At 72.8% G+C, this 24,631-nt stretch carries 22 protein-coding genes and 1 pseudogene; 18 read left to right on the top strand and 5 right to left on the bottom strand.

The window, feature by feature from the left end:
• Positions 1-211 precede the first annotated feature (211 nt).
• Positions 212-2,746, top strand: coding sequence for a DEAD/DEAH box helicase (locus tag BUE29_RS00115; protein WP_143167895.1), 2,535 nt, complete (start codon positions 212-214; stop codon positions 2,744-2,746).
• Here the strand turns inward: BUE29_RS00115 and BUE29_RS00110 are convergent.
• Entirely contained in the window at positions 2,741-3,814 is a 1,074-nt protein-coding gene (locus tag BUE29_RS00110) for an aldo/keto reductase (protein ID WP_073384517.1), read from the bottom strand. The genes BUE29_RS00115 and BUE29_RS00110 overlap by 6 nt on opposite strands.
• 58 nt (positions 3,815-3,872) lie before the next feature.
• Between BUE29_RS00110 and BUE29_RS00105 the strand changes: the two genes are divergently transcribed.
• From BUE29_RS00105 to BUE29_RS00055, 11 genes are all read left to right on the top strand, one after another.
• A complete protein-coding gene (locus BUE29_RS00105; RefSeq protein ID WP_073384515.1) occupies positions 3,873-4,361 on the top strand; it encodes an SRPBCC family protein in 489 nt (162 codons plus the stop codon).
• Between the two features lie 165 nt (positions 4,362-4,526).
• The gene (locus tag BUE29_RS00100) at positions 4,527-5,987 is read left to right on the top strand and encodes a flavin-containing monooxygenase (protein ID WP_073386625.1); all 1,461 of its coding nucleotides are present in this window, start codon (positions 4,527-4,529) and stop codon (positions 5,985-5,987) included.
• 51 nt (positions 5,988-6,038) lie between these two features.
• On the top strand, positions 6,039-6,362 hold the full coding sequence (locus tag BUE29_RS00095) for a putative quinol monooxygenase (RefSeq protein WP_073384513.1): 324 nt from the start codon (positions 6,039-6,041) through the stop codon (positions 6,360-6,362).
• 90 nt (positions 6,363-6,452) lie between these two features.
• On the top strand, positions 6,453-7,118 hold the full coding sequence (locus BUE29_RS00090; RefSeq protein WP_143167894.1) for a sensor domain-containing protein: 666 nt from the start codon (positions 6,453-6,455) through the stop codon (positions 7,116-7,118).
• A 46-nt stretch (positions 7,119-7,164) separates the two neighbouring features.
• Entirely contained in the window at positions 7,165-7,569 is a 405-nt protein-coding gene (locus BUE29_RS00085) for a PaaI family thioesterase (protein WP_084180565.1), read from the top strand.
• Between the two features lie 101 nt (positions 7,570-7,670).
• Positions 7,671-8,969 carry a citrate synthase gene (locus tag BUE29_RS00080; protein WP_073384509.1) on the top strand — a complete coding sequence of 433 codons (1,299 nt, stop codon included), beginning with the start codon at positions 7,671-7,673 and terminating at the stop codon, positions 8,967-8,969.
• Positions 8,970-9,169: 200 nt separating this feature from the next.
• A complete protein-coding gene (locus BUE29_RS00075) occupies positions 9,170-10,354 on the top strand; it encodes a homogentisate 1,2-dioxygenase (RefSeq protein ID WP_073384506.1) in 1,185 nt (394 codons plus the stop codon).
• Positions 10,351-11,409 carry a fumarylacetoacetate hydrolase family protein gene (locus BUE29_RS00070; protein WP_234971287.1) on the top strand — a complete coding sequence of 353 codons (1,059 nt, stop codon included), beginning with the start codon at positions 10,351-10,353 and terminating at the stop codon, positions 11,407-11,409. Before BUE29_RS00075 ends, BUE29_RS00070 begins: the two co-directional genes overlap by 4 nt.
• A gap of 26 nt (positions 11,410-11,435) precedes the next feature.
• Entirely contained in the window at positions 11,436-11,972 is a 537-nt protein-coding gene (locus BUE29_RS00065) for an RNA polymerase sigma factor (RefSeq protein WP_073384502.1), read from the top strand.
• The gene (locus BUE29_RS00060) at positions 11,972-12,727 is read left to right on the top strand and encodes an anti-sigma factor (RefSeq protein WP_073384500.1); all 756 of its coding nucleotides are present in this window, start codon (positions 11,972-11,974) and stop codon (positions 12,725-12,727) included. Before BUE29_RS00065 ends, BUE29_RS00060 begins: the two co-directional genes overlap by 1 nt.
• A gap of 113 nt (positions 12,728-12,840) precedes the next feature.
• Positions 12,841-13,563 carry a M50 family metallopeptidase gene (locus BUE29_RS00055; protein ID WP_073384498.1) on the top strand — a complete coding sequence of 241 codons (723 nt, stop codon included), beginning with the start codon at positions 12,841-12,843 and terminating at the stop codon, positions 13,561-13,563.
• 4 nt (positions 13,564-13,567) lie between these two features.
• Here the strand turns inward: BUE29_RS00055 and BUE29_RS23550 are convergent, their stop codons facing one another.
• From BUE29_RS23550 to BUE29_RS00040, 3 genes and pseudogenes are all read right to left on the bottom strand, one after another.
• Positions 13,568-14,866, bottom strand: coding sequence for a class I SAM-dependent methyltransferase (locus BUE29_RS23550; protein ID WP_073386621.1), 1,299 nt, complete (start codon positions 14,864-14,866; stop codon positions 13,568-13,570).
• 45 nt (positions 14,867-14,911) lie between these two features.
• Positions 14,912-15,586, bottom strand: a pseudogene (locus BUE29_RS23545) (DUF1365 domain-containing protein); the annotation flags it as partial.
• Positions 15,583-16,842, bottom strand: coding sequence for an NAD(P)/FAD-dependent oxidoreductase (locus BUE29_RS00040; RefSeq protein ID WP_073384496.1), 1,260 nt, complete (start codon positions 16,840-16,842; stop codon positions 15,583-15,585). The pseudogene BUE29_RS23545 and the gene BUE29_RS00040, both read right to left, overlap by 4 nt.
• A gap of 241 nt (positions 16,843-17,083) precedes the next feature.
• On the opposite strand from BUE29_RS00040, the gene BUE29_RS00035 reads away from it, so the two are divergent.
• Genes BUE29_RS00035 through BUE29_RS00025 form a run of 3 tightly spaced genes read left to right on the top strand, consistent with a single transcriptional unit; the run spans position 17,084 to position 19,226 of the window.
• On the top strand, positions 17,084-17,896 hold the full coding sequence (locus BUE29_RS00035) for an acyl-CoA thioesterase domain-containing protein (RefSeq protein WP_073384494.1): 813 nt from the start codon (positions 17,084-17,086) through the stop codon (positions 17,894-17,896).
• Between the two features lie 13 nt (positions 17,897-17,909).
• A complete protein-coding gene (locus tag BUE29_RS00030) occupies positions 17,910-18,413 on the top strand; it encodes a DUF4395 domain-containing protein (RefSeq protein WP_084180562.1) in 504 nt (167 codons plus the stop codon).
• 33 nt (positions 18,414-18,446) lie between these two features.
• Positions 18,447-19,226 (top strand): CPBP family intramembrane glutamic endopeptidase, encoded by a 780-nt coding sequence (locus tag BUE29_RS00025; protein WP_073384490.1) that lies wholly within the window; start codon positions 18,447-18,449, stop codon positions 19,224-19,226.
• 13 nt (positions 19,227-19,239) lie between these two features.
• On the opposite strand, the gene BUE29_RS00020 is transcribed toward BUE29_RS00025, so the two are convergent.
• Positions 19,240-20,649, bottom strand: a complete 1,410-nt coding sequence (locus tag BUE29_RS00020) for a cation:dicarboxylate symporter family transporter (RefSeq protein ID WP_073386619.1) — start codon at positions 20,647-20,649, stop codon at positions 19,240-19,242.
• A gap of 143 nt (positions 20,650-20,792) precedes the next feature.
• Between BUE29_RS00020 and BUE29_RS00015 the strand changes: the two genes are divergently transcribed.
• Genes BUE29_RS00015 through BUE29_RS00005 form a run of 3 tightly spaced genes read left to right on the top strand, consistent with a single transcriptional unit; the run spans position 20,793 to position 24,428 of the window.
• Positions 20,793-22,436, top strand: a complete 1,644-nt coding sequence (locus BUE29_RS00015) for a sensor histidine kinase (RefSeq protein ID WP_073384488.1) — start codon at positions 20,793-20,795, stop codon at positions 22,434-22,436.
• Positions 22,433-23,122 carry a response regulator gene (locus tag BUE29_RS00010; RefSeq protein WP_073384486.1) on the top strand — a complete coding sequence of 230 codons (690 nt, stop codon included), beginning with the start codon at positions 22,433-22,435 and terminating at the stop codon, positions 23,120-23,122. The genes BUE29_RS00015 and BUE29_RS00010 overlap by 4 nt, the downstream gene beginning before the upstream one ends.
• 55 nt (positions 23,123-23,177) lie before the next feature.
• On the top strand, positions 23,178-24,428 hold the full coding sequence (locus BUE29_RS00005) for a GNAT family N-acetyltransferase (RefSeq protein ID WP_073384484.1): 1,251 nt from the start codon (positions 23,178-23,180) through the stop codon (positions 24,426-24,428).
• Positions 24,429-24,631: the final 203 nt, after the last annotated feature.

Genomic DNA, 24,631 nt, shown 5'->3' with positions numbered 1-24,631 from the left:
GATCGCCGCCCGACGTGACTCCGGCGAGCCGCGTCGATACGCCTTTAACACGCCTCGTTTCGTACCGTGAACGCAGGCGAGCGGGTGGGGTCTCGCGGGTTTCCTCCCTCACCGCGGGGGATGAGGGAGTGCGCGGCATCGGTGCGCGGTCACTGCGCGCCGGTGCCGCGTCGTCGCGCGCCCGGCCGGGTCGGGCAGCATGGACCTCGACATGAGCGCCACCGACGACCTCCACACCGACGATCCCGCCGGGTCGCTGACGCTGCCCGCGACCGCGACGCGCGACCATGACCCCGACGAGCTCTACGCCGACTTCGAGGCGTGGGTGAGCGGCCAGGGTCTGCAGCTCTACCCCGCGCAGGACGAGGCGATCCTCGAGCTGGTCACCGGTGCGAACGTCGTGCTCGCCACCCCGACCGGCTCGGGCAAGTCGCTCGTCGCCGTCGCGGCGCACTACTTCGCGCTGGCGCGCGGGGTCCGCTCGGTCTACACCGCGCCGATCAAGGCGCTCGTCAGCGAGAAGTTCTTCGCGCTCTGCGGTGTGTTCGGCTCGGCCAACGTCGGGATGATGACCGGCGACGCCGCGGTCAACGCCGACGCGCCTGTCCTGTGCTGCACCGCCGAGGTGCTCGCCAACATCGCGCTGCGCACGGGCCGCGACAGCGACCTCGCCGTCGTGGTCATCGACGAGTTCCACTATTACGCCGACCCCGACCGCGGCTGGGCGTGGCAGGTGCCGCTGCTCGAGCTCACCCGCGCGCAGTTCCTCCTCATGTCCGCGACGCTTGGCGACACCACCGATCTGGCCGCCGACCTGGGCCGGCGGACCGGCCGCGAGACGACGACGGTCGCCGGCGCCGAGCGGCCCGTCCCGCTGCACCACTATTACGAGACCACTCCCCTGCACGAGACCGTCGCCGATCTCGTCGCCGGCGGGCAGGCCCCGATCTACGTCGTGCACTTCACCCAGGCGGCCGCGCTGGAGCACGCCCAGGCGTTGACGAGCATCAACGTCGCCTCCCGCGCCGAGCGCGACGTCATCGCCGAGACGATCGCCGGCTTCCGGTTCACCGCCGGCTTCGGCAAGGTGCTCAACCGGCTGGTGCGCCACGGCATCGGGGTGCACCACGCGGGGATGCTGCCCAAGTACCGGCGGCTGGTCGAGCAGCTCGCGCAGGCCGGCCTGCTCAAGGTCATCTGCGGTACGGACACGCTCGGCGTCGGCATCAACGTCCCCATCCGCACGGTCGTGTTCGCCGCCCTCAGCAAGTTCGACGGCGAGCGGCAACGGCAGTTGCAGGTACGCGAGTTCCACCAGATCGCCGGACGCGCCGGACGGGCCGGCTTCGACACCGCCGGCACCGTGGTCGTCCAGGCGCCCGAGCACGAGGTCGAGAACGCCAAGCTGGTGGCCAAGGCCGGCGACGACGCGAAGAAGCTGCGCCGCATCGTGCGCAAGAAGCCGCCCGAGGGGTTCGTCTCCTGGGGCCGGAACACCCACGACCGGCTGCTCTCCTCGCAGCCCGAGGCACTGACGGCCCGCTTCGCGGTGACCCCCGCGATGGTGCTCAACGTGATCGCCCGCCCCGGCAACGCCTTCGCCGCTATGCGCGATCTCATCCGCACGAACCACACCACCGCGACCCAGCAGCGCGAGCAGGTGCGCGAGGCCATCCGTGCCTACCGCGCCCTGCTCGCGGCGGGCGTCGTCGAGCGGCTGGCCGAGCCGGACGAGCAGGGCCGCGTCGTCCGGCTGACCGCCGACCTGCCGCTGAACTTCGCCTTGAACCAGCCGCTGTCCACGTTCGCGCTGGCGGCGCTCGACCTGCTCGATCCCGAGTCCGACAGCTACGCCCTCGACGTCGTCTCGGTCTACGAGGCGACGCTCGAGGATCCGCGCCAGGTCGTGCGGGCACAGCAGAACCTCGCCCGCGGCGAGGCAGTGGCCCAGCTCAAGGCCGAGGGCGTCGAGTACGAGGAGCGCATGGAGCTGCTCGCCGACGTCACGCACCCCATGCCGTTGCAGGAGCTGCTGACGGGCGCGTTCGCCGTGTACCGGCAGACCCATCCGTGGCTGTCCGAGGACGACCTGCGTCCCAAGGCGGTCGTCCGGGACATGTGGGAACGCGCGATGACCTTCACCGAGTACGTGGCGTTCTACGGCCTGTCGCGCAGCGAGGGCTTGGTGCTGCGCTACCTGACCGACGCCTACCGGGCGCTGCGCTCGTCGGTGCCCGAGCCGGCGGTGACCGAGGGCGTCACCGACATCGTCGAGTGGCTGGGCGCGCTGGTGCGGCAGGTCGACTCGAGCCTGTTGGACGAGTGGGAGGCGCTCACCGCGGGCACCGGCGCCGGGCGCGAGGACGTCGTCGAGGTACGCCGCCCGGCGTCGCTGAGCGAGAACGTCCGGGCCTTCACCGTGCTGGTGCGCAACACCATGTTCCGGCGGGTCGAGCTCTTCGCGCTGCGGCGGCTCGACCAGCTCGCCGATCTCGACCCGGACGTCGACTGGGTCGCCGCGCTCGAGGGCTACTTCGCCGAGTACCCCCGCGTCGGGACCGGCCCGGACGCGCGCAACCCGCGGTTGCTGCAGGTGACGACCGAACCCGGCCGGTGGCGCGTGCGCCAGATCCTCGACGATCCCGACGGCGACCACGACTGGGCCATCTCGGCCGAGATCGACCTGGCGGCGAGCGACGAGGCCGGCGAGCCCGTCGTCCTCGTCACCGCGGTCGGGCCGCTATGAGTCGTGCAGGTAGGGCTGGTGCAGGGCGAGGTCGGCCGGTCCGAACCGGTCGGCCGCGGTGGCGTTCTGATGCCAGTACGGATAGGGCAACGGCGGCCGGCTGACCTGCTCGAGGCGGGCGAGCTCGTCGTCGGTGAGCACGAGCTCGGCCCCGGCGAGGTTGTCGGCGAGCTGGTCGGTGTCGCGGGCCCCGACGATCAGCGACGTGACGGCGGGCCGCGTGAGCAGCCACGCCAGCGCGACCTGGGCCGCCGAGACCTTGCGCGCGCGGCCGACGTCCTTGAGCACGTCGATGGTCGCGAACAGCCGGTCGGGGAAGTCGATCGGCGGCTCCGACCAGTCCGAGGCGTGGCGGGAGCCCTTCGGCGACTTCAGCGTGCCGTCCCGGCCGCGGGAGTACTTGCCCGAGAGCAGCCCGCCGGCCAGCGGGCTCCACACCAGCACCCCGAGCCCTTGGTCGACGGCCGCCGGGAGCAGCTCGTTCTCGGCGTCCCGCGCCTGCAGCGAGTAGTAGATCTGCTCGGCCGCGAAGCGGGGCAGGCCGTGCCGTTCGCTCGCGCCGAGGGCCTTGAGCAGCTGCCAGCCGCTGTAGTTGCTGACGCCGACGTAGCGCACCTTGCCCTGCTCGACCAACGTCTGCAGGGCACCCAGCGTCTCCTCGAGCGGGGTGCGGCCGTCCCACTCGTGCAGCTGGTACAGGTCGATGTGGTCGGTTCCGAGCCGGCGCAGCGACGCCTCGCAGCCCCGGAGGACGTGGTGGCGCGAGAGGCCCGCGTCGTTCGGGCCGCCGGGGCTCATGGGGAAGCGCACCTTGGTCGCCACCAGCCAGTCGTCGCGGTCGGCGCCGAGGGCCTGCCCGACGATCTCCTCCGACCGGCCGTCGGAGTACACGTCGGCGGTGTCGACGAGGTTCACGCCGTGGTCGCGGCACAGCTCGAGCTGTCTGCGCGCCTCCTTCACGTCGCCGCTGCCGACGTTGCCGAAGTTGCCCGCGCCGCCGAAGCCCATGGTGCCGAGCGTGATCGTCGAGACGCGCAGCCCGCTGCTGCCCAGCTGTCGGTAGTCCATGAGGTGTGTATACCGACACGACCCGGTTACGAATCCACGACCTGGGCACCCTGCAGGGATGAACCGCTTCTCGGCGACCACCGAGTCCGACGCCGTCGTGGCGGCACCGCGCGCCGACATCTGGGCCGCGCTCACCGACCCGGTGCTGCTGCCGCAGCTGACGCCGCTGCTCGAACGCATCGACACCGACGGTGACCTCTGGACCTGGCACATGATGCAGATCAAGGGACTCGGCGTGCGGGTGAGCCCGTCGTTCACCGAGAAGATGACCTTCGACGAGCTCAACCGGATCGACTACGAGCACGCCCCGCCGAAGGGCACCCACGAGCGCACCGGCGCGAGCGGCTGGTACGTCCTGCGCGACGTCGCGAACGGCACGCGGCTGTCCATCAGCCTCACGCTCAGCGTCGAACTTCCCCTGCCCCGCACCGCCGCGCCGGCCGTGCGCGGCGTCATGAACTCCACGATGGCCCGCACCGGCGACCGGTTCTCGGCCAACCTGCTCCAGCACCTCGGCGTCCGCGGCACCGCTCCCCGGAGCGGTTGACCGAGAATCCCGGTACGGTGCGTCACACACACCGTCCCGCGGAGGTAGGTCATGGCAACCCAACCCGGTACCCGACCCGGCGACGAGCCCGCGACCGAGCCCGTGACCGAGCCCGTGACGCACGTCGACGTCCTGATCGTCGGTGCCGGCATCTCCGGGATCGGCATGGCGTGCCATCTCACCCGCGAGCTGCCGGAGCGGACGTACGCCGTCATCGAGCGTCGTGACGCCATCGGCGGCACGTGGGACCTCTTCCGCTACCCGGGCATCCGCTCGGACTCGGACATGATGACGTTCGCGTACGGCTTCCGGCCCTGGACCAGCCCGCGGATCCTCGCCGACGGCGACTCGATCAGGACGTACCTCGCCGACACCGCCGCCGAGTACGGCGTCACCGAGCACATCCGGTTCGGACGCCGCGTCGTGTCGGCGTCCTGGTCGAGCCGCGAGGGGCGCTGGACCGTCGACATCGTCGACGGCCGCGGCGTCCCCGAACGCATGACGGCGTCCTTCCTGGTCGCCGGGACCGGCTACTACGACTACGACCAGGGCTTTCGCCCCGACTTCGCGGGCGAGCAGGACTTCGACGGGACGATCGTCCATCCGCAGCACTGGCCCGCCGACCTCGACTACGCCGGCAAGAAGGTGGTCGTCATCGGCAGCGGCGCCACCGCCGTCACGTTGGTGCCGGCGATGGCCGAGACGGCCGGGCACGTCACCATGCTGCAGCGCTCCCCCACCTACGTGCTCTCGCTGCCGGTCACCGACAAGATCACCGCCGCGTTGCAGCGGGTACTGCCCACGTCGTTCGTCTACAAGACCACCCGAGCCCGCAACATCGCGGTGCAGCGGGGCATCTACGCGCTGGCCAAGGCGCGCCCCGGCCTCGTCAAGGCACTGGTCCGGCGCGGGGTGCAGCGGCAGCTGGCCGGAGCGTCGGACATCGCCCACTTCACCCCCCGGTACGACCCGTGGGACCAGCGACTGTGCTTCGTCCCCGACGGCGACCTGTTCGCGAGCATCCAGTCCGGCCGGGCCGACGTCGTCACCGGCACCATCGACACCATCACGCCGACCGGGATCCGGCTCGACTCCGGCGAGGAGATCGAGGCCGACGTCATCGTCACCGCCACCGGCCTGCAGGTGCAGATGCTCGGCGGGGCGACGCTGCGCGTCGACGGCGAGCCGGTGTCGGTCTCGGACTCGGTCTTCTACAAGGGCGTGCTGCTCGAGGGCATCCCCAACGCCGCGCTCATCTTCGGCTACATCAACGCGTCCTGGACGCTGAAGGCCGACATCGCCGCCACCTACGTCGTCCGGCTGCTCAAGCACATGGCCGCGCGGGGTGCGGACCAGGTGGTCGTGCGCGCCCAGGACGCCGATCGCGACTCCTCGTCCATCCTCGGCGCACTGCAGGCCGGCTACGTCCGCCGCGGCGAGGCGGTGTTGCCACGCCAGGGCACGCACGGGGTGTGGAAGGTGCGCAACGACTACTTCCGCGACGCGCCCCTGCTGCGCCACGGTGCGATCGACGACGGGCTGCTGCAGTTCTCGACGACGCCGGCGCGGACCGCCACCGACACCGCCGCCGACACCGACACCGCGGCCACGGCGGCAACCGGCTGATCCGTCACGCCGACCCTGTCGGCCCCGGCGTCGCGCGGGCATGATGACCCGATGATCCTCATCGTGGTCAAGTGGCAACTGCGGCCCGACAAGGTGGACTCCTGGCTCGACCAGGTCTCCGCGTTCACCGACGCGACGCGGGCCGAGCCGGGGAACCTGTTCTTCGAGTGGTCGCGCAGCGTGGACGACCCCGACACCTTCCTGCTCGTCGAGGGGTTCGCCGACGACGACGCGGGCGCCGCGCATGTCGGCTCGGAGCACTTCCGGACCGCGATCGGCTGGATGCCGGACTGGGTGGCGAGCACGCCGAAGATCATCAACATCCAGGGCCCCGGCGACGGCTGGGGCGAGATGGGCGAGGTCATCCCGCGCTGAGGCGAAGCCGGTCGCGGTCGGGGCAAGCCCCACCGACCGGGTGGAGGAAACCCCACTGTGCGCGGCGTGTGCGACGTCGACGATCGGGTCATGACCTCGACGCTCGTCCTGCCGCGGGCCGACGCCCGGCCACGCCGACGCAACGCCCTGACCGAACGCCTCCGCCTCACCGCCCACGCTGCCGTCGTGGCGCCCACCGCCCTGGCCGGCGTGGCGCTGCTGCCCCTGTGGCTCACGCTCGTCGCGCTGACGCCGCTCACCGTCGTGGCACCGCTGCTCCTACCCGCCACCTGGCTGGTGCGCCGCTACGCCGACGCGCACCGCCGCGCGGCCGCCCGGCTGCTGGCCAGGCCGGTGGGCGTGCCGTACCGCCGGCTGTCGCGTCCCGGGGTGATCAGCCGCATCACGACCGTGCTGCGGGACCCGGCGAGCTGGCGCGACGCGCTCTGGCTGCTCCTGCACGCCGTGGTCGGCTTCGTCTCCGCCCTGCTGACCCTGGTGCTGCTGCTCGCGACCGCGTACTGGCTCGTGCTGCCGTTCCTCGTCCACGTCGCCCCCCGGGCCTTCGAGACCTCGCTGGGCTTCGTGACGCTCCACGACGCCGGGGACGCGGCCGTGCTCGTCCCGCTGGCCGGCATCGCCTTCCAGCTGTGGTGGTGGCTGACGATCCCGCTCGCGCGGGGGCGGGTCGCGCTCGACCGCGCGCTGCTCGGGCGACACCCGCGCCCGTCGCGGCCGCGCGAGTACGCGGCATGACGGCCGGCGCGGCCCGTCCGGACCGACGGGGCTAGCGTCCCGGGACATGACCGATGTGCGCGAACAGCTGGCGGCGACCTTCGACAGGGGGCTGAACGACGCCCTCGGCTTCACCCTCGACGTCGCGGAGGCGGACCGGGTGGTGGTGTCCTGGACCGTCGGCCCGCACCACCTGCAGCCCTTCGGCCTCGTCCACGGTGGGGTGTACGCCTCGGCGGTGGAGACCGCGGCGAGCGTCGCCGGCGCCATCTGGCTCGGCGACCGCGGCCAGGTCGTCGGGGTGTCGAACCAGACCGACTTCCTGCGGGCCTGCCGGGAGGGGCGGCTGGTCGCGACGGCCACCCCCGTCCACCGCGGCCGCAGCCAGCAGCTCTGGCTCGTCGAGATCACCGACGCCGACGAACGCCTCGTCGCCCGCGGTCAGGTGCGGTTGCAGAACCTCACCGACTGACGGCACCCGGGCGGCCCCGGGGTGACCTACGGACCACCCCGGGGAGGGGCGGCACGGCGACGGGTACGTTGCGAAACGACCGGAACGCCGAAAGGGGACCCATGTCTGCCGATGCCCAGCCCGCCGTACTGAACGCCCCCGGCAGCGAGCCGTTGGAGCTGCCCTACCGGCCCGCGGCCGAGGGCGCGTCCGGGGCCGACGTCAGCAAGCTGCTGTCCTCGACGGGTCTGGTCACCTACGACCCGGGCTTCGCCAACACCGCGTCCTGCTCCTCGGAGATCACCTACATCGACGGTGACGCCGGCATCCTGCGCTACCGCGGCTACCCGATCGACCAGCTCGCCGAACACTCGACGTTCCTCGAGACCAGCTATCTGCTCATCCACGGCGAGCTGCCCACCACCGACCAGCTCGCGAGCTTCGAGAACAACATCCGCCGGCACACGCTGCTGCACGAGGACCTCAAGAACTTCTTCGACGGGTTCCCCAGCGACGCCCACCCGATGCCGGTGCTGTCCTCGGCGGTGTCGGCGCTGTCGACGTTCTACCAGGACTCGCTCGACCCGTTCAGCCAGCACGACGTCGAGCTCTCGACCTACCGGCTGCTCGCCAAGCTGCCCACGATCGCCGCCTACGCCTACAAGAAGAGCGTCGGCCAGCCGTTCCTCTACCCCGACAACTCGCTCGGTCTCGTCGAGAACTTCCTGCGCATGACCTTCGGCTTCCCGGCCGAGCCGTACGAGGTGGACCCGACGCTCGCCAAGGCGCTCGACCGACTGTTCATCCTGCACGCCGACCACGAGCAGAACTGCTCCACCTCGACGGTCCGGCTCGTCGGGTCGTCGCAGGCCAACCTGTTCGCCTCCGTCTCGGCCGGCATCAACGCGCTCTTCGGCCCGCTGCACGGCGGCGCCAACCAGTCGGTGCTGGAGATGCTCGAGGGCATCCGCGCGGCGGGCGGCGACGTCGGCGAGTTCGTGACGAAGGTGAAGAACAAGGAGGCCGGCGTCAAGCTCATGGGCTTCGGCCACCGGGTGTACAAGAACTACGACCCCCGCGCCGCCATCGTGAAGAAGTCGGCCGACGAGGTGCTCGAGGCTCTCGGCAAGCGTGACGACCTGCTCGACATCGCGATCGAGCTCGAGCAGCACGCGCTCGCCGACGACTACTTCGTCGAGCGCAAGCTCTACCCGAACGTGGACTTCTACACCGGCCTGATCTACCGGGCCATGGGCTTCCCGACCCGCATGTTCACGGTGCTGTTCGCGATCGGCCGGCTGCCGGGGTGGATCGCGCAGTGGAACGAGATGATCAACGACAAGAGCACGCGCATCGGTCGGCCGCGCCAGCTCTACATCGGTGCCGGCGAGCGTGACTACGTCGAGGTCGAGAAGCGCTGAGGCCCGTCGCTCCCGCGCGACGGCGCCCCGTCGACTGGCGACCTGCCCCGTCGACTGGCGACCTGCCCCGTCGACTGGCGACCTGTCAGCCGACTGGCGAGCTACAGGTCGCCAGTGGACGCGGAGGTCGCCAGTCAACCTCGAAAGTCGCCATTCGTGACAGGGTGGTCCACGACCGACAACGACGTCGATGAGGTGCCATGCCCTACTACCAGCAGCGCGGGAGCATCCCGCCCAAACGACACACGCAGCACCGTGACGCGGACGGGCGGCTGTACTACGAGGAGTTGATGGGCGAGGAGGGCTTCTCCTCGGACTCGTCGTTGCTCTACCACCGCGAGATCCCGTCCGCGCTGCGCGACGCACGCAGCTGGGACCTCCCCGACCTCGCCACCGCGCCGAACGAACCGCTGCTGCCGCGCCACCTGCGCCTGCACGAGCTCTTCGCCGACGACGCCGCCGGCACCGACCTCGTGCGCGGCCGGCGGCTGGTGCTCGGCAACGAGGACGTGCGCATCGGCTACGTGGTCGGGTCCGCGCCGTCGCCGTTCTATCGCAACGCGCTCGGCGACGAGTGCGTGTACATCGAGGACGGCGCGGGCGTCTGCGAGACGGTGTTCGGCCCGCTCGCGTTCACGCGCGGCGACTACGTGGTCGTCCCCCGCGCGACGACGCATCGCTGGCTGCCCTCGGGGACGGTCCGGGCGTACTGCATCGAGGCCAACTCGCACGTGGGGCCGGCGCACCGCTACCTGTCCCGGCACGGTCAGCTGCTCGAGCACGCGCCGTACTGCGAGCGGGACCTGCACGGCCCGGGTGACCCGCCGGTCGAGACGGCCGGCGACACCGAGGTGTACGTCAAGCACCGCGCCGCCGGGCCGACCGGCATCGCGGGCTCGGTGCACGTACTGCCCCACCACCCGTTCGATGTCGTGGGCTGGGACGGCTGCCTCTACCCGTACACGTTCAACGTCGAGGACTTCATGCCGATCACCGGGAAGGTGCACCAGCCGCCGCCGGTGCACCAGGTGTTCGAGGGCCACAACTTCGTCGTCTGCAACTTCGTGCCCCGCAAGGTCGACTACCATCCGCTCGCCATCCCGGTGCCCTACTACCATTCGAACGTCGACAGCGACGAGGTCATGTTCTACTGCGGCGGCGACTACGAGGCGCGTCGCGGGTCGGGCATCGGGCAGGGCTCGGTGAGCCTGCACCCCGGCGGTCACTCGCACGGCCCGCAGCCCGGTGCCTACGAGCGCTCCGTCGGTGTGCAGGAGGTCGACGAGCTCGCGGTGATGGTCGACACCTTCCGGCCGCTGCGTCTCGGCGAGGGCGGCCGGGCCGCCGACGACGGGCAGTACGCCTGGTCGTGGACCCGCGGGTGACCGTCGTCGGGTACGGCTCGGTCCATGACCGGGAGGGCCGGCTGTTCGCCGCCTACCGCCGCGACGACGAGGTCGTGGACCTCTCCCGCGTCGATCCGGAGCTGTTCGCCTACGGCACGCTGGACTTCCTACTGGGCGCCGGGCCTGCGGCGTGGGAGCGCGTCGCCGATGCCGTCCGCGACGCCGAGGCGACGCACGCGCTGGCCGACGTGCGCCCGCAGCTGCCGTTCACGGTGGCCGACTACGTCGACTTCTACGCCTCCGAGCACCACGCGAGCAACGTGGGCCGGCTGTTCCGCCCGGACGCCGACCCGCTGCCGGCCAGCTGGAAGCACCTGCCGATCGGCTACCACGGCCGGTCCCGGTCGGTCGTCGTGTCCGGCACGCCGGTCCCGCGACCGCAGGGCGTCCTCGGCCCGGGCAGCTTCGGACCCACGCGCCGGTTGGACTTCGAGGCCGAGCTGGGGTTCGTCGTCGGCCGGGGCGGTTCCCGGATCGCCGTCGCCGACGCCGACGCGCACGTCTTCGGCGTGTGCCTGCTCAACGACTGGTCGGCCCGCGACATCCAGCGCTTCGAGACCCGGCCACTGGGGCCGTTCCTCGGCAAGTCCTTCGCCACCTCCGTCGCGGCCTGGGTCACGCCGCTGACCGAGCTGCCGCGGCTGCCGTCGCCGCCGCAGGACCCCGAGCCGGTCGCGCCCCTGTGCGACCACGGCCGGCACGGGCTGGACCTCGGCCTCGAGGTCCGGGTCAACGACACGGTGGTGAGCCGGCCCCCGTTCGGGGCGATGTACTGGACCTACGCCCAGATGCTGGCGCACCTCACCTCCAACGGCGCCCGTGCCAACCCCGGGGACCTGTACGGCTCGGGGACGGTCAGCGGGCCCGGGGACGACGAACTGGGTTGCCTGCTGGAGCTCACCTGCGACGGCACCGTCGCGATCGACGCCGGGGGCCCGCGGACCTGGCTCGAGGACGGCGACGTCGTGACCATCGCCGCGCACGCGCCCGGGATCGCCCTCGCCGAGGTCACCGGCCGGATCGGGGAACCGTGACGGCCCCCGGCGACGAACAGCAGGGTATGGAGGCCGCACTCGCCGACATCGGCGAACGCCTGAACCGAGGCGAGCCCGAGGCGCTCGAGGATGCGTACCGCACCCTCGGTCCCCTCGTGATGTCCTATCTCGGGCGCTACGTCCCGCAGCCGGACATCCAGGACGTCATGCAGCGGGTGTTCTACGAGCTGTGGCGGGTCCACGAGCGCTTCGACCCGCAACAGTCGCTGCGGGCCTGGACGCTCGGCATCGCCCGCAAGCGCGCCATCGACCACCTGCGCAAGCGCCGCGACGTCGTCGTCCCACTGGACTCCATGCGCGAGATCACCGGTGACGACGGGCGCGAGATCGCCGAACGGCTCGTCTGGGCCGACGAGGTGCGCGCCGCCCTCGACCAACTGCCTGACGTACAGCGCGAGGTGATCGAGCTGGCCTACTTCGAGAGCTATACGCAGACCGAGATCTCAGCGGCGCTCGACGTCCCGCTCGGCACCGTCAAGACCCGCACCGCGCGCGGCCTGCAACGCCTCGCCGGCCTACTCGAGAGCACCCGGGGGCGCTGATGAGTACACCGCACATCTCCGAGGACCTCCCGCGGCTGCTCACCGGGGACGCGACGCGTGACGTCGTGCTCGGTGCCGCGCACCACCTGCGGACGTGCGTCGACTGCCAGCAGGAGCTGGTGTCGGCCGTCGTCGCGCACGCCTCCCTCTCCTCGGCCCACCGCTTCGCGCCCGAGATCGTCGCGCCCGAGCGTGACGACCGTCCCGTGGCCGGCCCCGACGAGGACGTCGAGGGTCCCGGCGCACTGCCCGACCTGAGCACCGTGTTCGCCGAGGCGCGCGCCGACGCGCACGCGTCCGGTCCTCGGGCCGGGGCGAGCGGTACCGCCGCTGCCCCGGCGGGCACCCGTACCCGGCGTCGGCTGATCGCGGTGGCCGCCGCGGCGGCGATCGTGGCCGGTGGCGGCGTGACGTACGCGGTGGCGACGAGCGGTGACGACGCGCCCGCCACGCAGACCGTCGCCCTCGACGGCCCGGCCAGCACCAAGAGCGCGACCGCCAAGCTGGTGGGCGACGACCGGATGAGCCTCGACGCGTCGGTGCTGCCTGCGCTCCGCGGGGGGCGTCAGTACGAGGTGTGGCTCACCGACGGCCTGCACAAGCAGTCGGTCGGCTTCCTGCAGCCCGACCGGCATGCCGCGCTCACGATCCCGAGCACGCTGATGAAGCGCTACGACTCGATCGCGGTGAGCGTGCAGAAGGACGGGCAGACCGAGTTCAGCGGGGACGTCGTCCTGCGCGGGTCCTACAGCTGATCCGCGCGTTCGCGCCGCGATCGCCGGCGCCGAACCGCCCGAACCGGCCGGGCCGCTTCGGTGCCGGCTGAGCGGCGCCGGGCGCGCACAGTCGTGGCGACGAGACTGGACCGGTGAGCGGCGAGCACAGCGTGTCCCGGGTGTGGGACAGCATCACGGCGACGCAGCCCGCCCCCACCCCGCGCGCGATCGTCGCGTGCGCGGTGGTGGCCCTGCTCGTCGTGGCCTGGCGGCCGCTGTGGATCCGGGCCCGCCACCTCGTCACCATCACCCACGAGGGCGCGCACGGCGTGGCGGCCCTGCTCAGCGGGCGCCGCCTGAGCGGCATCCGGCTGCACTCCGACACGTCGGGCCTGACGCTCTCGCGTGGCCGGCGCACCGGGCCCGGAATGATCCTCACCGCGCTCGCGGGCTACCCCGGGCCGGCGCTCGTGGGCCTGGGCGCCGCCGGCCTGCTGCGCGCGGGGCACGCGGTCGCGCTGCTGTGGCTCGCGCTGCTGCTGCTGGCGTTGCTGCTCGCGCAGATCCGCAACTGGTTCGGGCTCTGGTCGGTGCTCGTCGCCGGCGCAGCGGTGTTCGCGGTGTCGTGGTGGGCGTCCCCGGCGGCGCAGTCGACCTTCGCCTACACCGTCACCTGGTTCCTGCTGCTGGCCGCGCCGCGTCCGGTCCTCGAGCTGGCCCGCTCGCGTCGCGCCGGCCGGGCCCGCGACTCGGATGCCGACGTGCTCGGGCGCCTGACGCGCACGCCCGGCGCCCTCTGGGTGGCGGTGTTCCTCGTCGTGACGGTCGCGGCCCTGGCGGCCGGCGTCGTGCTCATCGCCGGCCGGCCGTTCTGAGCGGTCAGCTCTCGACGGCCCAGGGCCGGGTCGCGGGCATGCCGCTCGCCCCGGCCGCGGCCGGCTTGACGGCGAGGAACTGGTCGACCCCCATGCGGCCCTCCTCGAAGGCGAGCATGCCGCCGACGAGGTAGAGCCGCCACACGCGCGCGACCTCCTCGCCCTGCAGGGCCACGAACTCGTCCCAGCGGGAGTCGAAGGTGTCGATCCAGTGCTGCACGGTCGTCACGTAGTGCTCGCGCATGGCCTCGACGTCGCGGACCTCGAAGCCGCCCTTCACCAGGTGCCGGGTCGTCTGCCAGATCTCGCGCATGTGCATGTCGGGCGCGATGTAGCTCTCGATGAAGGCGCCGCCCCCGGGGGCCGTGCCCTCCTGCCGCGACATCTGCTGCAGCAGCACGCGGCCACCGGGCTCGAGCGCGCCGTACATGATGCCGACGTACTCGGGATAGTTGCCCTCGCCCACGTGCTCGCCCATCTCGATCGAGCTGACGGCATGGAAGGTCTCGCCCGTGTCCCCGAACTCGCGGTAGTCCTGCAGCCGGACCTCGACCCGGTCGGCGAGGCCGCGCTCGGCGATGCGCTTGGTGATGAAGTCGCGCTGCTCGCCCGACAGGGTGATGCCGACGCACGACACGCCGTAGTGCTCGGCCGCGTGCAGGATCATCGACCCCCAGCCGCAGCCGACGTCGAGCAGGCGCATGCCGGGCTGCAGACCCAGCTTGCGGCAGACGAGGTCGAGCTTGGCGGTCTGGGCGTCGTGCAGGGACTGGCCCTCGTGCGTGAAGTACGCCGACGAGTAGGCCATGTGCTCGTCGAGCAGCAGCTCGTAGAACTCGTTGGACAGGTCGTAGTGGTGCGAGATCGCGGCCCGGTCACGCAGCCGCGAGTGCAGCCGGCCCCGCAGCCGGGCCTCGGACACCGGGGGCGCCGGCGGCGTGCCGAGCGCGCCGAGCCGGGCCGCGGCGCCGGCGGCCTTCGCCTTGGCGCCGAGCGAGAGGTCGACACCGGTGCTCGGACGCGTGCGGGCGAGCCGCCAGGCGCGACGGAACCCGTCGGCGAGGTCGTCGGTGTCGCCTTCGACGTCGAGGTCGCCGGTCACGTACGCGCGGGCGAGACCGAGCTCGCCCGGCGCCCACAGCAGGCGCCGCAGCGCGCGCCGGGAACGGATCACGAGCACCGGACCGTCGGCCGGGCCGGCCTCGCTGCCGTCCCACGCACGGATGCGGACGGGCAGCTCGAACCCGGCGGTGTCGCGCAGCAGCGCGGCGAGCCGGTCGGCGACGGTGGGCGTGCTGGGCATGGCGACCTCGCTCGGTCTCGGATCGGACGGGTGGGACGGGCGCGGCTGCACGGGCAGTCCCTTGCGCCACAGCCGGATGCCGTGCGCGGTGATGAGCGCACGCACCAGCCAGGTCTCGAACGGGTGCCGCAGCGCGGTCGCCAGGACGGCGGCCCGGGTCGCGGGCCGGCGCACCCCCCGCACCGAGGCGGTGAACGGCCGGCCGCCGGGCCGGTGCAGCGTGATGGTCACGGCCAGCCGCTCCCCCGGTTCGGGCAGGCTCATGCGGTAGCTGCCGTCCACCGGGTAGAAGGGCGAGACGTAGAACTCCTTCTGCGTCTCCGCTCGGCCCGCGTCGTCGGGCCGCAGCAGATAGCGGTGCCGCTGCGCGTACGTGTTGTGCACCTCGGCCACGACGGCGGCGAGCGTGCCGTCCGGCTCGTGGCACCAGTACAGCGTCAGCGGGTTGAAGACGTAGCCCAGGCTGCGGGCGTTGGTCAGCATCGTGATGCGTCCGCCGACGAGGTCGATGCCGCGCTCGGCGAGGAACTCCTCGACGTTGGCGCGGATGCTGCGGGCCGGGTCGCCGGCGTGGTCGCGGGCCTCGAAACGCGCCAGCGAACCGTGCCGGGGCAGCTCGTCGACGTCGACGAACCACAGGTAGGACGAGTGGCGCACCTCGTGACGTACGGGCTCGGCGCGGACGTGCGCGATGGAGACGTCGTAGAGCGCCGGCTTCACCAGGTGACGCCCAGGGAGCGCGCGGCGTCGACGCCGGAGCGGCAGCCGTCCTCGTGGAAGCCCCAGCCGTGGTAGGCGCCGGCGTAGGCCAGCACGCCGTCGTTGAGCTCGGGCAGCCGGCCCCGCGCGGCGACGCTGGTCGTGGTGTACACCGGGTGCTCGTAGTCCATCCGGTCGATCACCTGCGCCGGGTCGACGCGGTCCTCGGCGTTGAGGCTCACCACGTAGGTCTGCGGCGCGTCCAGGCGCTGCAGCCGGTTCATGTTGTAGCTGACCTGCACCTCGGTCGGCACGGTGTCGCAGCCGGCGAGCGAGTAGTTCCAGGACGCGGCGGCGCGGCGGGCCCGCGGCAGCACCGAGACGTCGGTGTGCAGCAGGGTCGGGTTCACGGTGTAGGCGATCGCGCCGAGCACGTCGCGCTCGGCGCGGGTCGGCTCGCTCAGCATGTCCAGCGCCTGGTGCGGGTGCGTCGCGACGACGGCCGCGTCGAAACGCGCGAGGGTGTCGGCGTCGTCGCGGACCTCGACGCCGGCCGCGGTGCGGGTGACCGTGCGGATCGGCGTGGCCGTCTGCACCGCCGTCAGGCTCTTCGCCGCCTTCTCGACGTAGCGCGCCGACCCGCCCACGACCGTGTACCAGGTCGGCGCGCCGAAGACGCTGAGCATGCCGTGGTTGTCGAGGAAGGAGAACAGGTACTTGGCCGGGTAGTCACCGGCGCGGCTGGGCGCCGTCGACCAGACGGCCGCGATGAGCGGCGTCATGAAGTGCGATGCGAAGTAGGGCGTGAAGCGGCCTGCGGCGAGGAACTCACGGACCGTCAGCTCCTCGTCGTCGCCGGCGAGGACCGCCTGCGCGCGGCGGTGGAAACGGGTGACCTCGGTGAGCATTCGCAGGTAGCGGGGGTTGCGCAGGGCGCGCACGCTCGGCAGCAGGCCGGACGTCCCACGGCCGCCGGCGTACTCGAGACCGCAGCCCCCGCAGGAGATCGACATGCTCATGTCCGACTCCTGCGTCGCGACGCCGAGCTCGCCGAGCAGCCGACGCAGCATCGGATAGGTCCGCAGGTTGTGGACGATGAAGCCGGTGTCGATGTTGCGCAGCACGCCGTCGGCGCCGACGACGTCGTGGGTGTCGGCGTGGCCGCCGAGCCGGTCGTCGGCCTCGTAGAGCGTGACGTCGGCGTCCCGCTGCAGGACGTAGGCGGCGGTGAGGCCGGCGACGCCGCTCCCGATCACGGCGATCCTGCGTCGTGTCACTCATGCCTCCCGCAACGGGCCGATGGGGTTCACAGGTCCTACATCCGGGAGTTCGCGTTCGCGACCGCATCCGGTTCCGGCGGCGTGTCGTGAGCCACGACGCCGAGGAGTGTCCACCCGCTGCTCGAGCCGACTTTCGACATGACGAAGGGGCGGCGGCACGGGAGGGATGTGCCGCTCGCCCCTTCTGGAGACCACTGTAGGACATCCGCGTCGTCCGCGCTGCAACTAGGTTGACCACGTGGCAAATTCTTATTTCGACGTCGTCGAGGAGACGCCCGACGTGTCGCGGTTCGCCGCGTCCGGCCACACCGTCGGGCCCTGGTCGCGGGACCTGCAGCACGGCGGGCCGCCGACGGCGCTCGCGGTCACGGTCGCCGCCCGTCATGTCCAGGAAGCGACGGGTCGTCGCGATCTGCGGGCCTGCCGGCTGGCCGCCGACTTCGTCCGCGCCGTGCCCGTCGGCCCCGTCGGGGTGCGGGTCCGGATCGTGCGGGCCGCCCGCTCCGCGGCGCTGGCCGAGGCGACGGTCGACGCCGACGGCCGGGAGTGCCTGGTGGTGCGCGTGTGGTTCGTCCGGGACGCGGACACGTCGTCGCTGGTCGCCGCGCCGCCCGCGCCGGTGACCGTGCCCGCCGCCGCGTCCTGGGACGCCGACTTCGGCTACGGCCGCAGCCTGGAGTGGCGCTTCGTCGAGGGCTCCATGACTGCCCCCGGCCCGGCGTCGACGTGGCTGCGACCCCTCGTGCCGCTGGTGCCCGGGTGGCCGGTGCCGTCGCTGGCGCGGTGCGCTCTGGTCGCCGACTCCGGCAGCGGCATCTCCGCCGAGCTGGACTGGACGCGGTGGTCGTTCGTCAACGTCGACCTCGACGTCCACCTCGCCCGTCCGGTCGAGGGCGAGTGGCTGCACCTGGCGGCGACGACGCAGCTGGGCCCGCACGGCTCGGCCGTCGCCCGGTCGACGCTCGCCGACGTGCGCGGCGTCGTCGGGGGCGGCCTGCAGACTCTCGTCGTCGGCCCGCTCCCCGACCGCGCCGATTTGCCTAGTTCCTAGGTAGGCTTTGCCCGTGACGTCACTGCTCGGGTTCCCGAACCCCGTGAACGAGAAGGCGGCCCGCACGGTCGCGGCGGGCGTCGCGCTGCTGTGCGCCCTGACCCTGGCCCTCGCGGCGACGCTGGGCAGCGGCTGGCTGTGGCTGAGCGTCCCGATCGCGCTCGGCTTCGTCGCCCGCGTGCTCACCGGCCCGCGGCTGAGCCCGCTCGGCCGGCTCGCCACCGAGGTGGTCGCGCCACGCCTCGGCCCCGCGACGCTGGTGCCCGGCCCGCCGAAGCGGTTCGCGCAGGGCATGGGTGCCACCCTGACGGTCGCCGCCGTCGTCCTGCTGGCGATGGACGTGCCCGCCGCGACCGTCGTGCTGCTGGCCCTCGTCGTGGTCGCCGCCGTCCTGGAGTCCGCACTCGCCTTCTGCCTGGGCTGCCGGGTGTTCGCGGTGCTCATGCGGCTGGGCCTGATCCCCGCCGAGACCTGCGAGGCGTGCGCGAACCTGGGCAGCCGACCGCGCACCGTGTGAACCCGGCCGAACCCGTCGCGGCACACTGACGCGGTGGACGCGACCGAGGACGAGCTACCGGCGCAGGCGAAGCCCCGGTACGGGCTCGAGCTGCTGGCCGTGCTCGGCGTGTCGCTCGGCATGTCCGGGCTCTACGCGCTGCTGTACCTGATCCGGCAGGAGATCACGGTCAAGGGCGGGATCTCCAGCACCACGGCCACGGTCGTGGACGGCACCGCCACCACCTACCCCTGGCTCGACCTCGCCGACCAGCTCGCCGACCTGCTCAACGGGACGGTGCCACCGCTGCTCGCGCTCGTGCTGCTCGCCAGCAGGCCGGGCGGCCCCGGGTTCGGCATCGGCTTCGGCCTGCGCCGCCGATGGTCGGACGTCGGGCTGGGCGTCGGCTTCCTCGCGCTCATCGGCATCCCCGGGCTCGGCCTGGTCTGGGCGGCGCACGAGCTCGGGCTGAACGCCTCGCTGCAGGTCGTGAACTTCCCCGACGTCTGGTACCGCGTGCCGTACCTGCTCGCCTCGGCCTTCCAGAACGGGTTCGCCGAGGAGATCATCGTCGTCGGGTACATGCTGACCCGGCTGCGTCAGCTGGGATGGACGAACCAGCGGGCGCTGCTCGCCAGCGCCACCCTTCGCGGCTCGTACCACCTGTACCAGGGCTTCGGCGGCTTCGCGGGCAACGTCGTCATGGGCCTCGTCTTCGGCTGGTGGTTCCAGCGCACCCGACGCGTGCTGCCGTTGGTGATCGCACACTTCCTGCTCGACGCGTTCAGCTTCGTCGGCTACCTGTACCTGAAGGACCACATCGACTGGATCTGACGGCCGGGGCAGGTCACCCCGCGTCGACCAGCGTCTTCCGCGATGAGTTCCCGGCCGGCGGCGCCGGTGACGTCCCACCCTCGTGGTCCTCGACCGACGACTCGTCGAACGGGAGCGTCCCGGCGAGCACCTGCGTCATCCGCGCGCGGTCCGCCTGCCCGGTCCAGACCCCGATCAGCACCGTCGCCACCGCGTTGCCGGCGAAGTTCGTGACCGCGCGCGCCTCGGACATGAAGCGGTCGATGCCGACGATCAGACCGACGCCATCGACGAGGTCCGGGCGATGGGACTGCAGGCCACCGGCGAGCGTGGCGAGGCCGGCGCCGGTGACGCCGGCGGCGCCCTTGGACGCGATGATCATGAACAGCAGCAGGCCGATCTGCTGGCCGACGCTCAGCGGCGTCCCGACGGCCTGGGCGACGAACAGGGCCGACATCGTCAGGTAGATCGCGGTGCCGTCGAGATTGAACGAGTACCCGGTCGGGACGACGATCCCGACGACCGGCTTCTCCACGCCGAGGTGCTCCATCTTGGCGATCAGCCGGGGCAGCGCCGTCTCCGAGGACGACGTCGAGACGATGAGCAGGAACTCGCGGGCGAGGTAGCGCAGCAGGCCGAGGATGCCGACCCCGGTGGCCAGCCGCAGCAGCGTGCCCAGCACGCCCACGACGAAGACCAGGCAGGTCGCGTAGAAGGCGAGCATGATCACCGCGAGGCTGGTGAGCGCGTCGACGCCCGTCGCCCCCACGACCGCGGCCATGGCACCGAACGCGCCGACCGGCGCGAGCCACATGACCATGGCGAGCACCGTGAACACGACCCGCTGCACCGACGCCACGCCCCGCAGCACCGGCTCGCCGGCGTCGCCGAGCGCCTGCAGCGCGAAGCCGACCAGCAGGGCGACCACCAGGGTCTGCAGCACCTGCCCGCTCGTCAACGACGACACCAGCGTCGACGGGATCATCTCGTGCAGGAAGTCGACCAGGCCGCCCGAGCCCGCGTCCTCGGCGGCCTTCGTGCCGGCCGACGACGCCGCCTTCGTCAGGTGCAGCGACGACCCGGGGCTGATGAGGTTCCCGACGACCAGCCCGATCGCGAGTGCGACCGTCGACATCGCGATGAAGTAGCCGAGCGCGAGGCCGCCGACCTTGCCGACCTGGGCCGCACGTCGCACCGAGCCGATGCCCAGCACGATCGTGCAGAAGATGACCGGGCTGATCATCATCTTGACCAGGGACACGAACGCCTCGCCGACGGGCTTGAGCTCGACCGCGAAGCCCGGCGCGAGCAGCCCCACGGCGATGCCGGCCGCCACCGCGGCGATCACGGCGAGGTAGAGCCAGTGGGTGCGGTCGCGGCGCGCGGGGCGGTCGCCGTCCCCGGGGCGCTCGGTGCGACCGGGCGGCCGATTCGTGATCGTCATCGTGAGGCTCCCTCGGACGGTCGGTGTGGCCTGCGCCACGTCGCGTGGGCCGACCCTCCCCCGCGTCGGCCGCCGCGGTCTCGGTTGCGTTCATAGAGTTCACGCGGGCCGGGACGGAGCGGGCCCGGTGACACACTGTCGCCGTGCGGATCCGGCGCTGGAGCCTGGCGCGCCAGCTCCTGGCGCTGCAGGCGGTGCTGCTCGTCGTCGTCGTGGCCGTCGTCGCGGCCGCCGCGGTCCTGGTCGGCAGCCGTCGTGACGAGGACGACGCCCGGACCCGCGTGCTCGGCGTCGCCCGGTCGGTCGCGGCGAACCCCTACGTGGTCGCCGGCGTGCGCGCGCCCGATCCGCCCGCGGCGCTGCGCGGGTACGTCGAACGCGTCCGGCGCGGCACCGGGGCCGACTTCGTCGTCGTGATGGCCCCGGACCGCACCCGTTTCACCCACCCGGATCCCGCCCTGGTCGGCAAGCCCTTCGTCGGCACGATCGGACCGGCGCTCGCCGGTCACGCGGTCACCGAGACCTACACCGGCAGCCTGGGTCCGTCCGTGCGGGCCGTGGTGCCGGTGCGGGCGGGAGGGCGGGTCGTCGCGCTCGTCGCCGTCGGCATCACCACCGAGGCCATCCGCGACCGGCTCGCTCGGCAGGTCCCCGCGCTCGTCGCGGGGCTCGTCGCCCTGCTCGCGGTCGCGCTCGCCGGCGCCGCGCTGGTGGGACGGCGACTGCGCCGGCAGACCGGCGGGGTGGACGCCGCCACCATGACGGGGATGCTCGCCACGCACACCGCCGTGCTCGAGTCCGTCCGCGAGGGTCTGGTCGTCACCGACCGCCGTCACGGCGTCGCCCGGGTCACGCTCGTGAACGCCGAGGCCGGCCGGCTGCTCGGGCTGCCCGATCCGGCCGCGCACGCGGGGCGGCCGCTGGCCGACCTCCCCGTCGGCGGTCCCCTGCGCGAGCTGCTGGGCGACGAGCGCGCGGTCCGTGGCGAGCTGCACCTCACCGGCGAGCGCGTCCTCGTCGTCGACCGGGCGCCGGCGGTGTGGCACGGGCAGGCCTTCGGGACCGTGACCACGCTGCGCGACCGCACCGAGCTCGAGGCGTTGACCGGCGAGCTCGACGCCAGCCGGTCGCTGGCCGAGTCGTTGCGCTCGCAGGCGCACGAGTCGGCGAACCGCCTGCACACGATGATCGTGCTGATGGAGACCGGGCGCACCGCGGACGCCGTCCGCTTCGGCACCGAGCAGCTCGCGCTGTCGCAGCGGCTCACCGACCGGACCGTCGCGGCGGTGGCCGAGCCGGTGGTCGCGGCGATGCTGCTGGGCAAGGTCGCGCAGGCGGCCGAGCGCGGCGTCGACGTGGAGGTGGACGTGGAGGTGGACGTGGAGGTGGACTCGGAGGTCGCCGAGCGGACCGTCGCGGCGCCGTTGGACGCCTTCAGCAGCAGCGATCTCACCACGGTCATCGGCAACCTGCTCGACAACGCGATCGACGCGAGCGCGGAGACGCCCGGACCCGGCCACGTCGTCCTGCGCCTCGTCGGGACCGGCGACGAGCTGGTCGTCGAGGTGTGCGACGACGGGCCGGGGTTGCCGCCCGAGGCCGTCGACCGCGCGTTCGTCCGGGGGTGGACGACCAAGCTGGCGACGAGCGAGGCGGGGCGCGGACTCGGACTGGCCCTCGTGCACCAGGTGGTGCGGCGGCACGGCGGCGAGGTGACGGTGACGCGGGCCGACCTCGGCGGCGCGCGGCTCGTGGCCCGTCTCCCCCTGCCCCGGGGTGCCCGGTGAGCGGGCGCGAGCTGCAGGTGCTCGTCGTCGACGACGAGGCGCTCACCGCCGACGCCCACGCCGAGCTCGTGCGGCGCGTCCCCGGGTTCGCCGTCGCCGGCGTCGTGTACGGCGGTGCGGATGCCCTGCGTCACGTCCGCGACCGTGCGCCGGACCTCGTCCTGCTCGACTTCAACCTGCCCGATCTGCACGGCCTGGACGTCTGCCGGGCGCTACGGGGGGCGGGAACGCGCGTGGACGTGATCGCGGTGACCTCGACCCGGGACCTCGCGGCGGTGCGCTCGGCGGTGTCGTTGGGCGTGGTCTCCTACCTGCTCAAACCGTTCGCGTTCGCGTCGTTGCGCGACAAGCTCGAGCGCTACGCCGACTACCGCCAACGGCTGCACGAGGATCTCGCCGCCGGCGCCCAGACCGAGATCGACCGCGCCTTCGCCGCGCTGCGCGGCTTCGATCCGGCGAACCTGCCCGGCGGGCTCGCGGCCGAGACGCTGGACCGGGTGGCCGCGGCCGTCCGGGCGGCGCCGCAGTGCTCGGCCACCGAGATCGCGGCCACGTGCGGGGTCTCGCGGGTCACCGCACGCCGTTACCTGGAGCACCTCGCCGACACCAACGTGGTCACCCGGACGCCGCGCCACCGCGGCGCCGGCCGGCCCGAGATCGAGTACCGCTGGCGCGACGGGCGGTGAGCGCCCGGCCCGGGCCGGCGAGAGTTCGGTTGCCCCGCCTGGCAGGGTCGGTCGGGTGAGCGAGCCCGAGGTCGTCAACCCCGTCCCCGTCGAGGCGATCGAGCCGTGGATGCGCACGCTGCGCACGGCGCTGCTGCACGACCCCGGCGCCCCGGACGCCCTCACCCGGCTGCACAACCGCCGGCGCACCTGGACACCCGAGCGCACGTGGGGGGTGCGCCACGACGACCGCTGGGTCGGCACCCTCGCGACCGAGGCGCGCACGCTGACCGTGCCGGGGTCCCCCGACGTCGTCGCCGTGGACGCCCTCACCGCGGTGTCCGTGGCCGCCACCCACCGGCGACGTGGATTCCTCCGAGGCATGCTGGGGCGCTCACTCGCCGCGGCGGCCGAGCGCGGTGACGCGCTGTCGGTGCTGATCGCGGCCGAGTGGCCGATCTACGGCCGTTTCGGCTACGCCCCGGCGACGCAGAGCGCGCGATACCGCTACCACCCGCGGCGGCCGGGCGCCCTGCCGCGCGGCGGGGACGCCCACCGCATCCGTGCGGTGACGGCCGACGAGGTCGGCGAGATCGGGCCGGTGGTGTTCGACCGGGCCCGGCGCCGCGACGCCGGCCAGATGGACCGCGACGGCGCCTGGTGGCCCCGCTCCCTCGGCCTGGGCGGCTTCGAGCTCCAGGGCGAGCGGCAGCACTGGTTCGTGCACGACGGCGACGACGGCGCGCCCGACGGCCTGCTGGCCTGGCGGCCCACCCGCAGCCTGGACCTCGACGGCACGCCCGGTGCGGTGGCGGTCCAGCTGCTCGCCGCGGCGACCGACGCCGCCTACCTGAACCTCTGGACCTACCTCGCCGGAATCGACCTCGTCGGCGAGATCACGCTCGACGAGCGGCCCGTCGACGAACCGGTGCGCTGGCTGCTGGGCGACGGCCGCGCGCTGCAGGAGACCGGGACGGTCGACGAGCTGTGGGTCCGGCTGCTCGACGTCCCCGCTGCCCTCACCGCGCGGGGTTACGCCGCGGACGGCCGGATCGTCCTCGACGTGCGCGACGAGGACACCGGCGGGTACGCGGCGGGCCGGTTCGCCCTCGACGTCGCCGGCGGCGTCGCCCGGTGCGAGCCGACGGCCGACGGCGCGGACCTGCTCGTCGCGCAGCGCGCGCTCGCGTCGGCCTACCTGGGCGGACACCGGCTGCGGCGGCTGGCCGTCGCAGCCGGCGTCGAGGAGCGGACGCCCGGCGCGCTCGACCGGGCCGACCTGATGTTCTCGACCCCCGTCGCGCCGTGGAACCAGACCCACTTCTGAGCGGCCGTGCCGACGCGATGCGGTGATCGACATCCGGTTATCGTCGCGCTGACGACGGCACGTGGATGTCGATCACCCGACACGATGCAGTGATCGACATCCGCTAGCTGTCGTGACCCAAGACGTTGTTGACGGCGTGCCTGCTTGAACGTGGGAGGACCTCCTGGCGGAGTGGATGTGTCTGGCATTCACCCGCAGGAGGT

The organism is Jatrophihabitans endophyticus (assembly GCF_900129455.1).
GTDB lineage: Bacteria > Actinomycetota > Actinomycetes > Mycobacteriales > Jatrophihabitantaceae > Jatrophihabitans > Jatrophihabitans endophyticus.
Note: the sequence above shows the minus strand (reverse complement) of the source record. Positions and strands in the feature narration are given on the sequence as shown.

Excerpts from the sequence above, each read along its gene's own strand:
- BUE29_RS00115 (WP_143167895.1), top strand. The coding sequence starts at position 212 with ATGAGCGCCACCGACGACCTCCACACCGACGATCCCGCCGGGTCGCTG.
- BUE29_RS00110 (WP_073384517.1), bottom strand. The coding sequence starts at position 3,814 with ATGGACTACCGACAGCTGGGCAGCAGCGGGCTGCGCGTCTCGACGATC.
- BUE29_RS00105 (WP_073384515.1), top strand. The coding sequence starts at position 3,873 with ATGAACCGCTTCTCGGCGACCACCGAGTCCGACGCCGTCGTGGCGGCA.
- BUE29_RS00100 (WP_073386625.1), top strand. The coding sequence starts at position 4,527 with ATGGCGTGCCATCTCACCCGCGAGCTGCCGGAGCGGACGTACGCCGTC.
- BUE29_RS00095 (WP_073384513.1), top strand. The coding sequence starts at position 6,039 with ATGATCCTCATCGTGGTCAAGTGGCAACTGCGGCCCGACAAGGTGGAC.
- BUE29_RS00090 (WP_143167894.1), top strand. The coding sequence starts at position 6,453 with ATGACCTCGACGCTCGTCCTGCCGCGGGCCGACGCCCGGCCACGCCGA.
- BUE29_RS00085 (WP_084180565.1), top strand. The coding sequence starts at position 7,165 with ATGACCGATGTGCGCGAACAGCTGGCGGCGACCTTCGACAGGGGGCTG.
- BUE29_RS00080 (WP_073384509.1), top strand. The coding sequence starts at position 7,671 with ATGTCTGCCGATGCCCAGCCCGCCGTACTGAACGCCCCCGGCAGCGAG.
- BUE29_RS00075 (WP_073384506.1), top strand. The coding sequence starts at position 9,170 with ATGCCCTACTACCAGCAGCGCGGGAGCATCCCGCCCAAACGACACACG.
- BUE29_RS00065 (WP_073384502.1), top strand. The coding sequence starts at position 11,436 with ATGGAGGCCGCACTCGCCGACATCGGCGAACGCCTGAACCGAGGCGAG.
- BUE29_RS00060 (WP_073384500.1), top strand. The coding sequence starts at position 11,972 with ATGAGTACACCGCACATCTCCGAGGACCTCCCGCGGCTGCTCACCGGG.
- BUE29_RS23550 (WP_073386621.1), bottom strand. The coding sequence starts at position 14,866 with ATGCCCAGCACGCCCACCGTCGCCGACCGGCTCGCCGCGCTGCTGCGC.
- BUE29_RS00020 (WP_073386619.1), bottom strand. The coding sequence starts at position 20,649 with ATGACGATCACGAATCGGCCGCCCGGTCGCACCGAGCGCCCCGGGGAC.